The sequence below is a fragment of the Arcobacter sp. CECT 8985 genome, from assembly GCF_004116495.1.
Classification (GTDB): domain Bacteria; phylum Campylobacterota; class Campylobacteria; order Campylobacterales; family Arcobacteraceae; genus Malaciobacter.
The window spans coordinates 43,215-58,342 of the sequence record NZ_PDKC01000008.1; the positions used below are offsets into that span (position 1 = coordinate 43,215).

The 15,128-nt window shown below is 25.8% G+C and carries 11 protein-coding genes; all 11 read left to right on the plus strand.

Annotation, left to right across the window (positions count from 1 at the left end; genetic code table 11):
• Nucleotides 1-409: 409 nt before the first annotated feature.
• The 11 genes from gltB to CRU93_RS05340 are packed head-to-tail and all read left to right on the plus strand — an operon-like array spanning nt 410 to nt 15,121.
• Complete coding sequence (gene gltB / locus CRU93_RS05290) at nt 410-4,846, plus strand: glutamate synthase large subunit (RefSeq protein ID WP_129103144.1); 4,437 nt, start codon at nt 410-412, stop codon at nt 4,844-4,846.
• A gap of 1 nt (nt 4,847) precedes the next feature.
• Entirely contained in the window at nt 4,848-6,224 is a 1,377-nt protein-coding gene (locus tag CRU93_RS05295) for a glutamate synthase subunit beta (protein ID WP_129103145.1), read from the plus strand.
• A complete protein-coding gene (locus CRU93_RS05300) occupies nt 6,224-6,952 on the plus strand; it encodes an inositol monophosphatase family protein (RefSeq protein ID WP_129103146.1) in 729 nt (242 codons plus the stop codon). The genes CRU93_RS05295 and CRU93_RS05300 overlap by 1 nt, the downstream gene beginning before the upstream one ends.
• Before the next feature lie 44 nt (nt 6,953-6,996).
• Nucleotides 6,997-7,254: a YfhL family 4Fe-4S dicluster ferredoxin gene (locus CRU93_RS05305; RefSeq protein ID WP_129103147.1), complete on the plus strand. Its 258-nt coding sequence runs from the start codon at nt 6,997-6,999 to the stop codon at nt 7,252-7,254.
• Between the two features lies 1 nt (nt 7,255).
• Nucleotides 7,256-8,725 (plus strand): Ppx/GppA phosphatase family protein, encoded by a 1,470-nt coding sequence (locus CRU93_RS05310; protein WP_129103148.1) that lies wholly within the window; start codon nt 7,256-7,258, stop codon nt 8,723-8,725.
• Nucleotides 8,725-9,747, plus strand: coding sequence for a lipopolysaccharide heptosyltransferase I (gene waaC / locus CRU93_RS05315; protein WP_129103149.1), 1,023 nt, complete (start codon nt 8,725-8,727; stop codon nt 9,745-9,747). The genes CRU93_RS05310 and waaC overlap by 1 nt, the downstream gene beginning before the upstream one ends.
• Entirely contained in the window at nt 9,731-10,645 is a 915-nt protein-coding gene (locus tag CRU93_RS05320) for a lipid A biosynthesis lauroyl acyltransferase (RefSeq protein ID WP_129103150.1), read from the plus strand. Before waaC ends, CRU93_RS05320 begins: the two co-directional genes overlap by 17 nt.
• Nucleotide 10,646: 1 nt before the next feature.
• Nucleotides 10,647-11,003, plus strand: a complete 357-nt coding sequence (locus CRU93_RS05325) for a diacylglycerol kinase (protein WP_129103151.1) — start codon at nt 10,647-10,649, stop codon at nt 11,001-11,003.
• Nucleotides 10,996-11,781: a kinase gene (locus tag CRU93_RS05330; RefSeq protein WP_129103152.1), complete on the plus strand. Its 786-nt coding sequence runs from the start codon at nt 10,996-10,998 to the stop codon at nt 11,779-11,781. The genes CRU93_RS05325 and CRU93_RS05330 overlap by 8 nt, the downstream gene beginning before the upstream one ends.
• The gene (locus CRU93_RS05335) at nt 11,778-13,787 is read left to right on the plus strand and encodes an LTA synthase family protein (RefSeq protein ID WP_129103153.1); all 2,010 of its coding nucleotides are present in this window, start codon (nt 11,778-11,780) and stop codon (nt 13,785-13,787) included. Before CRU93_RS05330 ends, CRU93_RS05335 begins: the two co-directional genes overlap by 4 nt.
• Nucleotides 13,784-15,121, plus strand: coding sequence for an O-antigen ligase (locus CRU93_RS05340; RefSeq protein WP_129103154.1), 1,338 nt, complete (start codon nt 13,784-13,786; stop codon nt 15,119-15,121). Before CRU93_RS05335 ends, CRU93_RS05340 begins: the two co-directional genes overlap by 4 nt.
• Nucleotides 15,122-15,128 lie beyond the last annotated feature (7 nt).

Sequence of the window (15,128 nt, forward strand, 5' to 3'; positions counted from 1 at the left end):
TTATTACTGTTGTGTTACAAAAGTACCTAAAAATCGATAATTGAGCATATGCTAATTATAGCAATTTGATCAAAAAGTAGCAATAGAATAGCATTTTTAGTAAAAAATATCACATTGATAAAATAATGCTTAAAAATACAAATTAATAACTAAAATATATGTACGTAATGATGCTATAAAAATAACAAAATTCTATTTTTAAAAAAAATTATTCAGCTATAATTTTTTTTAAAAGTTAAAAGAAAAAATCGAGGTTACCGTCTTGTAACCACAACTTTATGAAACAAATTTTACCTTAGTAGTTGCTTATACAAGTCAAATTAAACATTTTTTAATGAAAATTTAGATACACTGTAATACTTTTATTAAGGGATATAATAATTATACTATATTAACAAAAAGGAAAATAATGGGTTCTAACTTAGACTTATTAACATCTTTTAAAGACAATTGTGGTTTTGGTTTATTGGCAAATTTAAAAAATAGACCAAGTCATAAAAATTTAGAAGATGCTATTACATCGCTGGAAAGAATGATGCACAGAGGTGCAGTTGCAGCGGATGGAAAAACGGGAGACGGGTCTGGTTTATTGCTTTCAATGCCAGATTATTTTATGAGAAAAGTTACACGTGAGAATGGTATTGATTTACCTCAAACTTATGCTGTGGCAATGATTTTCACAAAAGATACAAAAGATTTAGATATTTTCAAAGAATACTGTGAAAATAATGATTTAAAAGTATTAATGACTAGAGATGTTCCAGTAGATAAAGATGCATTGGGACAACAAGCACTAGATACATTACCACATATTATTCAAGTTTTTGTAACACCTAGTACTTTAATGTCATCAAAAAGATTTGATGCAATGCTTTATTTAACAAGAAAAGAGTGTGAACATAAACTACAAGACAAAGAAGATTTTTATATTCCTACATTTTCATCAAAAGTAATTGCATATAAAGGGCTTGTTATGCCTACTCATATTAAGCACTTTTTCTTAGATTTAAGAGATGAAGATTTTCAAATCTCATTTGCTTTATTTCATCAAAGATTTTCAACAAATACACTTCCTAAATGGAAATTAGCACAACCATTTAGAACAATTGCACATAATGGAGAAATTAATTCAGTTGAAGCAAATAGATTTAGTGTAGAAGTAAAATCTGAAAAAATTGAATCAGATATTTTTACTGATGAAGAATTAAAAAGAATATTACCTATTTTACAACAAGGTAGTTCAGATTCTGCATCACTAGATAATATGTTTGAGTTTATGTTAGTAAATGGAGTTGATTTTTTTAAAGCTGCAAGAAGTTTAGTTCCTGCACCTTGGCAAAATGCTCCACATATGGATTCTGATTTAAGAGCATTTTATGAATATACAGCAGCTAGTATGGAAGCTTGGGATGGTCCTGCAGCAGTTTCATTAACTGATGGTAGACACATTGGATGTTTAATAGATAGAAATGGTTTAAGACCATCAAAATATATTATTACAAAAGATAAAAATATTTATATTACATCAGAGTATGGTACATTGTTAATAGATGATGATAATATTTTAGAAAGAGGGAGACTTCAATCAGGACAAATGATTGGACTTGATTTAAAATATGGAAAAATTTTGAAAGAAGATGATATTAATGATTATTTAAAATCTTCTCAAAATTACGCGAAATGGCTTAATAATGGCATGAAATATTTGCAAGAGTATATTGATGAGTCATTTTTAGAATTAGATGATTATAAATTAGATGAAATAGAAAAAAGACAAAAATATTTTAATATTACTTATGAAACAATTGATCAAGTAATTGACCCAATGGCTAAAGATGGTAAAGAACCAGTTGGTTCTATGGGAGATGATACACCATTAGCAGCATTTTCAAAAGCAAATAGGAATTTTACAGATTTTTTTAGACAAAAGTTTGCGCAAGTTACAAATCCTCCAATCGATCCATATAGAGAAAAAGTTGTAATGTCTTTAGAAACAGGATTTGGGAGATTACAAAATATTTTATCTGAAAAAGAGATTTATTCAAAAAGACTAAAAGTTGCAAGTCCAATTTTAATGAAAGAGAAATATGATGTTTTATTATCATTTGGTAATCAAACATCTCCAAGATATGATGAATATTATAAAAATCAAAGTTTTTCTACATCATTTGAAGATGATTTAGAAGCTAGTTTAAAACAACTTGGTAAAGATGTTATAGATTCTGTTAAAAAAGATAATCTTACAGTAGTTATTTTAGATGATAGAGAAGTTGGAAAATCTAAGAAAATTATACCAATGGCTATGGCAGTAGGTTATATTAATCAGTTATTATTAAAAGAAGGAATTAGACATTGTGTTTGTTTAGTTTGTGTAACTGGTGAAGTATATGATCCACATATGGCTGCTGTTTTATTAGCATTTGGTGCTGCTGCAATTTATCCATATTTAATGTATGCAACTGTTGTTAAACTTTATGAGAGAAAAGAAGTTGCAAAATATGAGATGCAAAGACTTCTTAAAAATACACAAAAATCATTAAATGCTGGTTTATTAAAAATTATGTCAAAAATGGGAATTTCTACAGTTGCAAGTTATAGAAACTCAGGACTTTTTGATATTATTGGATTATCAGATAAGATAGTTTCTGACTGTTTTTGTAATGCACATAGTGAATTGTCTGGACTTGGATATTTAGAAATTGAAAAAAGAATTGAAAAATCTCATTTCAATGCATATTATGATAATAATCATATGTTCCCTCTTGATTTAGGTGGTTTTTATAAATATATTGATGGTGGTGAATATCACGATTACGGACCAAAAACAACAATTGCAATGCATAATAAAAGTGCAACAAAAAAAGAAGATATATCTGATTTTGAAGGTTTAAAACAGTTAGTAAGAAATAGAGATAAAAAATTTATTCGTGATTTCTTAGAGTTTAAATCAGATAAAGAACAGATTGATATTTCAGAAGTTGAATCAAAAGAGAGTATTTTTACTAGATTTTCTACTGCAGCAATGTCATGTGGTTCAATCTCACCAGAAGCTCATGAAGCTTTAGCAATGGCAATGAATACAATTGGTGGATCTTCAAACTCAGGTGAAGGTGGAGAAGATAAAGCAAGATTTAATACTCTTAAAAACTCTAAAATTAAACAAATTGCATCAGGTAGATTTGGTGTAACTCCAGGATATTTAAGAAGTGCACAAGAGTTACAAATTAAAGTTGCTCAAGGTGCAAAACCAGGTGAAGGTGGACAATTACCTGGACATAAAGTAACTCCATTAATTGCAACATTAAGACACACTGTTGCTGGTGTAACATTGATTTCTCCACCACCACACCATGATATTTATTCAATTGAAGATTTAGCTCAATTAATTTTTGATTTAAAACAAGTTAATCCAGATGCTAAAATTACTGTAAAATTAGTTTCTTCAATTGGAGTTGGAACAATTGCAGCTGGTGTAGCAAAAGCATATGCTGATAAAATTATTATCTCAGGTGGAGATGGTGGAACAGGTGCAGCTCCTTTAAGTTCAATTAAACACGCAGGTAATCCATGGGAAATTGGACTATCAGAAGCGCATAATGCACTTAAAGCAAACCATTTAAGAGAATCAGTACATGTACAAACAGATGGTGGACTTAAAACAGGTCTTGATATTGTAAAAGCAGCGATGTTAGGTGCAGAGTCTTATGCATTTGGTACAGCAGCACTTACACTACTTGGTTGTAAAATTTTAAGAATTTGTCATACAAATAAATGTTCAGTTGGTGTTGCAACACAAGATGAAGATTTAAGAGATCAATTTAAAGGAACTGTTGAAAGATTAATTTCATACTTTACTTTCTTAGCTGAAGAAGTAAGAGAAATTCTTGCAAGCCTTGGATATAAAACTATAGAAGAGATTGTAGGTAGAAGTGATTTATTAAAAGTAATTGATGATGAATTTGCTAAAAAGTTTGATTTCCAAAATATTCTAAGAAGAGTTGATGGTATTGATACTTGTCAAAAAGAATCAAATGAACCTTTTGATAAAAATAGATTTGAAAAAGACATCTTAAAAAAAGTATATAGAACAATTGAAAAACCAACTTTAAAAGTTAAAGTAAATGAAGAGATTTCTAACCTTAACAGAAGTTTTGGAGCATTAATTTCTGGTGAAATTGCTAAATTTTACGGAGATGAAGGTTTACCTGATAATACAATTAATATTAATTTAAAAGGTGTAGCTGGGCAATCTTTTGGAGCATTTTTAAGTAAAGGTATGACTTTAAATTTAGAAGGTGTTGCAAATGATTATGTTGGTAAAGGTATGAATGGAGGTAAAATTGTAATTAATCCATTTAATCAAGGTAAAGAATTTGCTGGTATTGGTAATACTTGTTTATATGGTGCTACAGGTGGTATTTTATATGTAAAAGCAACTGCAGGTGAAAGATTTGCAGTAAGAAACTCTGGTTGTACAGCAGTTGTTGAAGGAACAGGAGATAATGCTTGTGAATATATGACTGGTGGTATTGTTGTTATTTTAGGACAAACTGGAATTAACTTTGGTGCTGGTATGACAGGTGGTTTAGCATTTATTTATGATGATGAAAAAGTATTTGTTGATAATATGAATCAAGAGTTAATTGAAGCAGTTAGAATTGATACTGATGATACAGAAAGAGAAAGATTATATTTAAAAAGATTATTGATTAACTATTTAAATGAAACTGGTAGTGAAAAAGCAGAGTCTGTTTTAGATAACTTTAGAGCAGAAATTAGAAATTTCTGGATGGTAAAACCAAAAGATATGAAAGTATTACCACTAGACCCTGAGAATGGAGATTAGAATGTTAAATTTTACAAAGTTTGAAAGAATAAATCCAAATAAAAGAGATGTATTACAAAGATTAAAAGATTTTAATGAAGTTTATGAAGTATTTGGACAAAATAAGGCAAAAGAGCAAGCAGATAGATGTATGCAGTGTGGTGATCCATACTGCCACTCTAAATGCCCATTGCATAACTTTATTCCAGCATGGCTTAAACAAACAGCTGAAAAAGATTTAGATTTAGCATTTGCATTATCTAATGAAACTTCACCATTTCCTGAAATTTTAGGAAAAATTTGTCCTCATGATGTTTTATGTGAAGGTGACTGTTCTTTAAATACAGGACATGGCGCTGTATCAATTGGTGCTATTGAAACTCATATTAATGAGAAAGGTTTTGAAAAAGGTTTAAAACCTAAATTTTCACCTATTAGCTTAAATAAAAAAGTTGCAATTATTGGTTCTGGTCCTGCAGGAATTTCTGCAGCTACTTTTCTACTTAGAAAAGGAATTGCTGTTGAAATGTTTGAAAGAGATGATAGAGCTGGTGGACTTTTAACTTATGGAATCCCAGGATTTAAGTTAGATAAAAATGTAGTTGAAAGAAGAATTAACTGGCTACTAGAAGCTGGTATGAGACTACATATAAATTGTGAGATTGGAAAAGATAAATCAATTGATGATTTAGAAAAAGAGTTTGATGCAATATTTTTAGGAATTGGTGCTACTTTAGGTAGAACTGCTAGAGTTCCAGGTGAAGATGCTGCTAATGTACACTTAGCAATTGATTTTCTAAAAAGAATTCAAAAAAGAAATTTTGGTCAAAAAGTTGACGATTTTATAGATGTAAAAAATAAAAATGTAGTTGTTATTGGTGGTGGAGATACTGCTATGGATTGTGTTAGAACATCTGTAAGAGAAAAAGCAAAATCGGTTAAGTGCTTATATAGAAGAGATGAAGCAAATATGCCAGGAAGTAAAAAAGAAGTAGTTAATGCAAAAGAAGAGGGTGTTGAATATATTTTCAATGTTTCTCCAAAATCTGTAAAAGTTGAAAATGGAAAAGCAGTTGCAATTGAACTTCAAAAAACAACTTTAAGTGATCCAGATGAATCAGGAAGACAAAAAGTTCAAATTATTGAAGGAAGCGAATATTTTGAAGAAGCTGATGTTATTATTATGGCATTAGGTTTTTCTCCTGAAGCTCCTGCATTTTTAAATCACATGAATATAGAAACTAATTCATGGGGTGGAATCGTAATTGATGATAACTTTAAAACATCAAATGATAAATATTATGCAGGTGGAGATTGTAGAAGAGGTGCTCATCTTGCAGTAACAGCTGCAGCAGATGGTAGAGATGCCGCAAAAGAGATAATTAAAGCACTTTCTTAATGACTGATTTCATTAAAGATTGTATTGATGCAAATAAAAGTATATATGAGTATGTAAATACTCATATATGCAGTGATGATCTTTTGTATAGTGGAGAAGTTGGTTTTGGTGGTGATTACACTTTAAAAATTGATTTAAAAGCAGAAGAGATATTTATTTTATATTTGAAAAAGTATGGTTCCATATTTTCTGAAGAGACTGGACATATTTCTTCAAATATAAATAAAAGAATAATAATTGATCCTATTGATGGAAGTGATAATTTAGCTACTAATTTGCCTTACTATGGAACTTCTGTTGCACTAGAAGAAAATGGAAAAATTGTAGCTGGTGTTGTATGTAATCTTGCTACAGGCATATTAACTTATAAAACACAAGAAGAAAAACTTACAAAAATTGATTTAAAAACTAACAAAAAAATAGAAGAACCAAAAATAGAAAAACCAAAAGTATCTATAGTTGAAAGAGCTTATCAAAATCCCAAAATCTGTAAAGAATTGTATAAAAATAAGATAAAATTCAGAAGTTTAGGTGCAATTGCATTAAGTTTATGTGATGCAAGAAATTACAATTTTGTTTTATTTTTAGGTAAAATTAGAGAATTTGATATTGCTGCTGGATTATATTTAAGTAGTGACTTGAATGTGTATAAAAATGATAAATTCTTAATTGTTGCTAAAAATATCCATACTTTTAATCTAGTTAAAGATACTATTAATAAACTTTAGGTTATAAATCCAAGATAATATTTCAACTTAGGGTTAGGTAGTAAATGTCTTTAATAATAGTAGATGAATGTATAGCATGTGATGCATGTAGAGAAGAGTGTCCAAATTATGCGATTGAAGAAGGTGATCCAATATATCTAATTGATTCTGACAGATGTACAGAGTGTGTTGGACATTATGAAGAACCAGCATGTGTTGAAGTTTGTCCAGTTGACTGTATTATTGTTGATCCTGATAATCAAGAAACAATGGAAGAGTTAAATTTCAAATACGAAAAATTACAAGAAGAAGAAGAAGCTTAAAATGGCAAAAACTACAACTATTATAGACATTGGGTCAAACTCAATGCGAATGGTTGTATTACAAAAAAGTAGTAGATTTGCATTTCATTTAGTAAATGAAACAAAAAGTAGAGTTAAAATTTCTGAAGGTTGCTATGAAAATGGTGGTAATCTTCAGGAAATTCCAATGAATAGAGCTTTTAATTCATTGAAATCTTTTTTAAATATTTCAAAATCACTAAAATCTAGAAAAGTGATTTGTGTTGCTACATCTGCACTTCGTGATGCACCAAATTCAAAAGTCTTTTTATCAAGAGTAAGTAAAGAACTAGGGCTAAATGTTAAAATTATTGATGGTGAAAAAGAAGCATATTATGGTGGAGTGGCTGCATTAAATTTACTTCACAATAATGAATTTGTTACTATTGATATTGGTGGAGGTTCAACTGAATTTTGTTTTATCAAAAATGGAATTATTGAAAAAACTATCTCTTTAGATTTAGGTACTGTAAGATTAAATGAATTATTTTTTCATAAAGGCAATATTGAAGAAGCTAAAAAATATATAAAACAAAATATTAAAAAAATTTTTGAATTGGGTGTTGACATTCCAAAAGTTGCAGTGGGAATAGGTGGAAGTATCAGAGCAATAACAAAAGTTATTATGAAAAATAATTCTTATTGTTTAGATGTTTTGCATGGTTATACGTATGATGTATCAGAACAAAAAATTTTAATTAACAAAATTATTGATGCAAAATCTAGTGATAAATTAAAATCACTAGGAATAAAAAAAGATAGATTTGACACCATACAAGAGGGTACTTTTATATTTAATACAATTTTAGAAGAGTTAAATATAAATAGAGTTATAACTTCTGGAGTGGGTGTTCGAGAAGGAGTTTATCTTTGTGATTTATTAAGAAACTCTAATCATAAATTTCCATCAAATTTCAATGTAAGTGTAAGATCTCTTCTTGATAGATTTGAAGTTGATAATAAGCAAAGCTCATACTTAGGAAATAATGCTGCAAAAATATTTGAAGTTTTAAAACCTATTCATAACTTAGAGGATAAGTTTAAAACTTTTTTAGTTGTCTCTTCAAAATTACAATCAATTGGTACAACATTGAATTTTTATAAAGTTAATGATAATACTTTTAACTTTATATTAAATGGTTTAAATTACGATTTTCTACATACTTCAAGAGTCATAGTTGCACATACAATAAAGTTTTCTAAAAAATCATTGCCAACAAAAAAAGATTTAGTTGATTATAAAGAGTTATTGCCAAGTTTAGAAACAATGCAATGGATGTCTTTTATGATATCTTTAAATCTAATGATAAATCAAGATTTTTCAAGACCAAAAGTTGAGTATGAATTAAAAGATAATACTTTATATATAAAACTTCCAGAGTACTCTTTTTTAGTTGATTCTTCATTAGATAAACTAGAAAAGCCAAATGATTTAAATATAGAAATTTTATAATGAAAGAATTTAAAAGAATAGCTATTGTAAAGTTATCTGCAATGGGTGATATTATTCATGCAATGGTAGCTTTACAATTTATAAAAAAAAAGTATCCTTCTTTAAAAATAGATTGGTTTGTTGAAAAAGCATTTTCACAAATACTACAAAATAATCCTCATATTGATAATATATATGAATTAAATCTAAAAAAGATAAAAGATAATAAAAAAGAGATTTTCAATCAGATAAAATTAGCTAAAAACTATTCTAAAAATAATTATGATTTAATTATTGATGCGCAAGGCTTGATGAAATCAGCAATAGTATCTAAATTAATAGGGAAAAATGTAGCTGGATATTCAAAAAACTCTACAAGAGAAAAAATAGCAGCTTTTTTTTATAATCAAAAAATTGAAATTGCATATGATAAAAATGCAATAGAAAGAAATACAAAAATATTATCATCACCTTTAAGGTTTGAAATTTCTAAAGAGAATATTTTAAATAAAGATCCTTTTTTATTTTATAAAGAAGAGAATAAAAAGATTTATGAATATTTAACTAATAGTAAAAAAAATATTCTTTTTATTGTTGGTGCAAGTTGGCCAAGTAAGATGTACTCTAAAGAAAAATTTGCTAAAATAGTAAATTATATAGATGAAAATTTTTTAATAGCTTGGGGAAGTGAAACTGAAAAAGATATAGCAGATTTTGTAGAAAAAAATTCTAAAAATGCAAAAGCTTTACCTAAATTGGATTTAAATAGTTTAAAAGCACTTGTTTCAAAAGTTGATTTAGTTATTGGAAATGATACAGGACCAACTCATATGGCATGGGCTTTAAATATACCTTCTATAACACTATTTGGTAATACACCTGGATATAGAAATACGTATATAACAAAAATAAATAAGATAATTGAGTCAAATTCAAAGGTTAATCCATTTAAATTGGATAAAAATGATTTCTCAATTAAAAATATAGATGAAAAAAATATTGTTAAAGTGGCGAAGGAAATTCTTTATGAAGAGAAAAATTAAGGATTATTATAGATATATATTATATAACATTTTTAAATTTATTATATTAATAACTCCTAAATTTATTACAAAACAGATATTAATATTTATTGCACATTTAGCTAATAAATTTAATAAAGAGCATTTACATATTGCAAATGTAAATTTAGATTTAGTATATGGTGATTCAATAACTAAGAAAGAAAAACAACAGATTATTTTTACTTCATATAAATCTTTATTATTTAATTTATATGAGTTTGTTGAAAATCAACATATATCAAAAGAAAAACTAATTAGTAAAGCAAATATAGAAAATGAAGAAGTTATTTTAAATGCAATTAAGCAAAATAGAAAAATAATTTATATAACTGCACATTATGGTGGTTGGGAAATTGCACTACCTTATGTTGCTTTAAAGTATGGGAAACTTGCAGTTGTAAATAGAAAAATGGATAATCCATATATAAATGATATGTATGAAAAAGCAAGAGATAGAAATAATATTACAATGCTAGAAAAAAAATCTGCTGCAAAAGGAATGTTAAAGGCTTTTAAAGAAAAAAAAGCAGTTGCATTGGTAATTGATCAACATATGAAAAATGGTATTGAAATCGATTTTTTTAATAAGAAAGTAATGGCAACTGATGCTACAGCAAGATTAGGTTTAAAACTTGATGCTGTGATTATTCCAATTTTTTGTGTGATGAATGATTTTAGAGATTATACCTTAAAAGTTGGAGATATGATTGATTGTAAAAATTTAGAGTTTAAAACCGATGATAAAATAAAAGAATTAACTCAAATGCAATCAAATATAATTGAAAAACAGATTTTAGAATACCCACATTTGTGGTTTTGGCAACATAAAAGATGGAAGAAATATTATAAAAATTTATACAATAGAAATAAAAGTTAATATGAATAATAAACCAAAATATCATTTACTGAAAAATACTAAATATGCTTTAAGTGGATTAAAACATGTATTAAAAACAGAAAGTTCTTTTAAGTTAGAACTTATTTGTGCAATTTTTATAATTGCTGCAATTTTTTTTATAGATACTACACTAACAAATAAGTTGATTTTATTAACAACAGGAATTTTAGTTTTAATAGTAGAATTACTTAACTCTGCAGTTGAGAATGTAGTTGATTTAGTAACTAAAGAGTTTGCTCCATTAGCTAAAACTGCAAAAGATATTGGATCAACTGCAGTTATGTTTTCAATCTGTTTACATATAATTTGTTGGATATTGGTGTTAGTATATGCATAAAAAGTTTCAAGATTATATTTTAAATGAGTATAAAAATAGTAACTGTGATATTCATTCTTTTTTTTATGAAGATAAAAAGTATTGGTTAAAAAAAGCAAGAGCAACAAAATCATCTTTTTCCCATAAGTTTTATTATAAGCTTTTTAATTTAGAACTTATAACACCAGTTGAAGAAAAAAGTGCTAAAGAAGCCTTAAATTTTGAATGCAATAAGTTGGAAAAATTTAAAAGTTTAAGTATAAATGTTCCTAATGTTATATTTAAAAATGAAGATTTTTTTGTATTAGATGATAGTGGAAAAAGTATTAATTCTTTTATTAGAAAAAAAGATGCAAAGCAATCTATTATTGATTTTTATATAAATGAATCAATTGATGCAATATCAGAAATACATAATAAAAAACAATATCATGGTGGAGCACAAGCTAGAAATTTAACTTTTAAAAATAATAAAGTTTATGTAATTGATCTAGAAGATAGTTTTGATGATTCTATTGATTTAAAAACTTTACAATTTAGAGATTTTTTACTTTTTTTATTGTCTTTAACAAAAATTAGAGCTAAAGTTGAAATAAATTATATAAAAATTATTGATAAATATATTGAAAATACAAAAAATTATGATTTTAAAAATAGACTTCAAAAACTTGCAAGTAAATTCTCTTTTTTAATTAAATTAAGTAAAAACAAATTTATAAAAAAAATTCTTGGTAATGATGTGATTTTATTTTTTAAACTTTTTGATATTTTGTATAATTTACAGGAAACAGATAAATGAATCAAAATATAATGTCAAGTGTACTTAATATATTCAAAAAACTTTTATTTGTGCACGTTGTTTTTTTAGGTTTTATGTCTATATTTAGAATAGTATTTTTTAATTATTATTCGCCATTGGATAGCTTAAGTGGCTATTATATTGATATCTTAAAAGCTTTTTTTCTTGGTTTTAGAATTGATTTAACTGTTATTGGTTATATTCAAGCAATCCCTACATTAATTTTAATAGTATTGTATTATCTTAAAAATAGTACTTTAATAAAATATTTTGAAAAATTTCTAATTTTATATGTATTTATATGCTATTTAATTGTAAGTTTATTATTATGTTCTGATTTTGGATTTTATTCATATTTTAAAGAGCATATTAATATTATATTTTTTGGTCTTATGGATGATGATACAGGTGCTTTAATGCAAACTTTTTGGCAAAATTATAATGTAGTATTGATATTGTCAATATTTTTTGTCTATGTACTTTTTCTTTTCTTGATTATAAAAAAAATCTTTTTACTTAAAAATAAACAATATAAATCATTTTTTGGTATAAAGTATTCAGTAGGTATATTTTTAATTTTATTTGTATTAAATTTCTTTGTAATTAGAGGAACAATAGGTATGTATCCCCTTGGTAAAATGATACCTAATGTATCAAGAAATGATTTTGTAAATAAAGTATCTCAAAATGGTGTTAGGGCTTTTACTAATGCTTTACATGCAAGAAAAAAATTTTTAAGTAGAGAATATGATTTAATAGAAGCAACTGGATATAAAGATAATATTGAAAAAGCATTTGAATTGTATAAAGGTACTTCAAATATAAATAAAAAAGATCTTTTATCTAATATTACAAGAAAAACTGTAAAATTAGATAATAAAGATTATAATGTTATTGTTATTATGGTTGAGAGTTTTGGTAAGCCAATATTAAAGTATCAAAGTGATAAATTTAATATTTTAGGATCATTAAAAAAACATTTTGATGAAGATATCTTATTTGATAATTTCATCTCTGCTGGTGATGGAACAATTTCAAGTTTAGAATCACTTCTTTTAAATATTCCTCATAGACCACTATCTTTTGCTTTTTCTCAATCAATTTATAAAGAAACACCTTTTACTTATACCCCTGCATTTTTATATAAAAAAAATGGATATGAAACCAGCTTTATTTATGGAGGAGATTTGACATGGAGAGATATAGAAGATTTTTTAAAATATCAAAGTTATGATCATATTGATGGGAAAATTAATATATATAATAGTTTACATAATAAATCAAAAGCTAATGATTTGTATTTTCATCCTTGGGGAATTTATGATCAGTATTTGATGTCATATATACTTAAAAAACTTGAAAATTCTAAGAAAAAACAATTTATTGTTGCATTAACAACAAATAATCATCCACCTTATAATATTCCAGCTGATTATAAAAGAAATAGCTTAATATTTAGTGATAATTTAAAAAAACACATTACTGGTAATATGGATTTGGCAAAGAAAAGATTTGCATCTTATGCATATGCAATTGATCAAATTGGTATCTTTTTAGATAAATTTAAAAAGACAAAATTCAAAGATAATACTATTATTGCAATTACTGCTGATAATAATACAATTGATGGAATAATGAAATATGATGATCATAAAGTTTTAAATTCAAAAAATATTCCTTTATATTTTTATATTCCAAAAGAGTTAAGAAAAAAATTAAAAATCGATACTACTATTGCAGGTTCCCATAAAGATATCTTCCCAACTTTATATAACCTTACTCTTAAAAACCAGAAATATATATCAATAGGACATAATTTATTTAATGAAAATCTTAAACATTATGGATTAAATGGTTCATTAGTAGTAAATAAAAAAGATAAAGCTATAAAATTTAATGATTTAAAACAAAAAGGGGAACCAATGCTAGATTATTATAAAGCATGTTTAGCAATATCTCAATACTTAATTAATAATGAATATAATAAAACAAAAGGAAATAAATGATTAATATATTTAAATCACCCTCTCAAAATATAAAAGATAAAATTACTTTATGGCTTAACCATCTTTTAGTTTTATATGCGTTTTTAATTCCCATTAATAATAATGCAAAAAGTTCTTTATTTTTTACCATGTTAGTTCTTTTTTTATATAGAAGAGATTATTGGTTTTATTTAAAAGATGCTTTTTCAAATAAAATAGTTCAAGCTTTTTTAATTTTTTATTTGCTTAATGCACTTGGAATGTTATATACTGATAATATTTCGTATGGTAAATCACATATGGATAAAATTAAATATTTACTTTTACCTTTAATGTTTTTATCTTTTCTTGATATTAGATATGTTTGGAGAATTGTAGCAGCATTTGTTTTTGGTATGTTAACAGCAGAAATCTTTTCATATTTAATTCATTTTGGTGCATTGCCTTATGAATTTGATATTGGAAAATATGAAATCTGGAAAACTAAAATTTTTAGTCCTGCTCCTTTTATGCATCACAGTGCACATAATGTTGGATTAGCATTAGTTATTGCAATATTACTTTATAATTTACTAAATAAAAAAAATATTTCAACTTTAGTTAAAGTATTTAGTTTAATTTTTATGACAACTGCAACTATAAATATGTCTTTTATTGCAAGTAGAACGGGATATATTTTATATATATTTATAATTTTAGTTGTAATTATATTAACTTTTAGAAAAAAAATATTTAAAGTAATGGCTTCAACAATTATAATTTTAAGTATTATTTCTACTTTAGCCTATAATTATTCTAATACTGTAAATTATAGAGTTAATCAAACAATTGATAGTATAGAAAAAATTGTAAATAATGATAATTATAAAACTTCAGTGGGATTAAGAATAGGCTTTGCAAAATATAGTTTAGATGTGATAGAAGAAAATCTATTATTTGGTGTTGGTACAGGTGATCATATGGATGAAGTACATGCAATAATACCTAAAAAACATGAATATATTAAAAATAATGATTTGATATCAAAACCTCATAATGTATATATTCAGATTTTATTACAAATTGGTTTAGTTGGAATGATTGGATTTATTTATTTAATATATTCAATTTTATCTTATAATAATACGACAAGAGATAAGAAAGACATTATGATTATATTTACTTTAGCAGTGTTAGTCTTTATGTTACCTGGCATGTTGTATGATATATTTTCCCTACCTTTATTTGTTGTTTTTATAAGTGCAATGATTGCTAATAAAGAGTACAATATTAAATATAATAAAATGAATAGAAATTTACTTTTTAAATATATTATATTTGTGATTTTATTTTTAATTATTGGAATTACAAGATAGGGAAAAG

What these genes read in the sequence shown, in the direction of transcription:
- gltB (WP_129103144.1), top strand. Translation starts at nt 410, where the DNA reads ATGGGTTCTAACTTAGACTTATTAACATCTTTTAAAGACAATTGTGGT.
- CRU93_RS05295 (WP_129103145.1), top strand. Translation starts at nt 4,848, where the DNA reads ATGTTAAATTTTACAAAGTTTGAAAGAATAAATCCAAATAAAAGAGAT.
- CRU93_RS05300 (WP_129103146.1), top strand. Translation starts at nt 6,224, where the DNA reads ATGACTGATTTCATTAAAGATTGTATTGATGCAAATAAAAGTATATAT.
- CRU93_RS05305 (WP_129103147.1), top strand. Translation starts at nt 6,997, where the DNA reads ATGTCTTTAATAATAGTAGATGAATGTATAGCATGTGATGCATGTAGA.
- CRU93_RS05310 (WP_129103148.1), top strand. Translation starts at nt 7,256, where the DNA reads ATGGCAAAAACTACAACTATTATAGACATTGGGTCAAACTCAATGCGA.
- waaC (WP_129103149.1), top strand. Translation starts at nt 8,725, where the DNA reads ATGAAAGAATTTAAAAGAATAGCTATTGTAAAGTTATCTGCAATGGGT.
- CRU93_RS05320 (WP_129103150.1), top strand. Translation starts at nt 9,731, where the DNA reads ATGAAGAGAAAAATTAAGGATTATTATAGATATATATTATATAACATT.
- CRU93_RS05325 (WP_129103151.1), top strand. Translation starts at nt 10,647, where the DNA reads ATGAATAATAAACCAAAATATCATTTACTGAAAAATACTAAATATGCT.
- CRU93_RS05330 (WP_129103152.1), top strand. Translation starts at nt 10,996, where the DNA reads ATGCATAAAAAGTTTCAAGATTATATTTTAAATGAGTATAAAAATAGT.
- CRU93_RS05335 (WP_129103153.1), top strand. Translation starts at nt 11,778, where the DNA reads ATGAATCAAAATATAATGTCAAGTGTACTTAATATATTCAAAAAACTT.
- CRU93_RS05340 (WP_129103154.1), top strand. Translation starts at nt 13,784, where the DNA reads ATGATTAATATATTTAAATCACCCTCTCAAAATATAAAAGATAAAATT.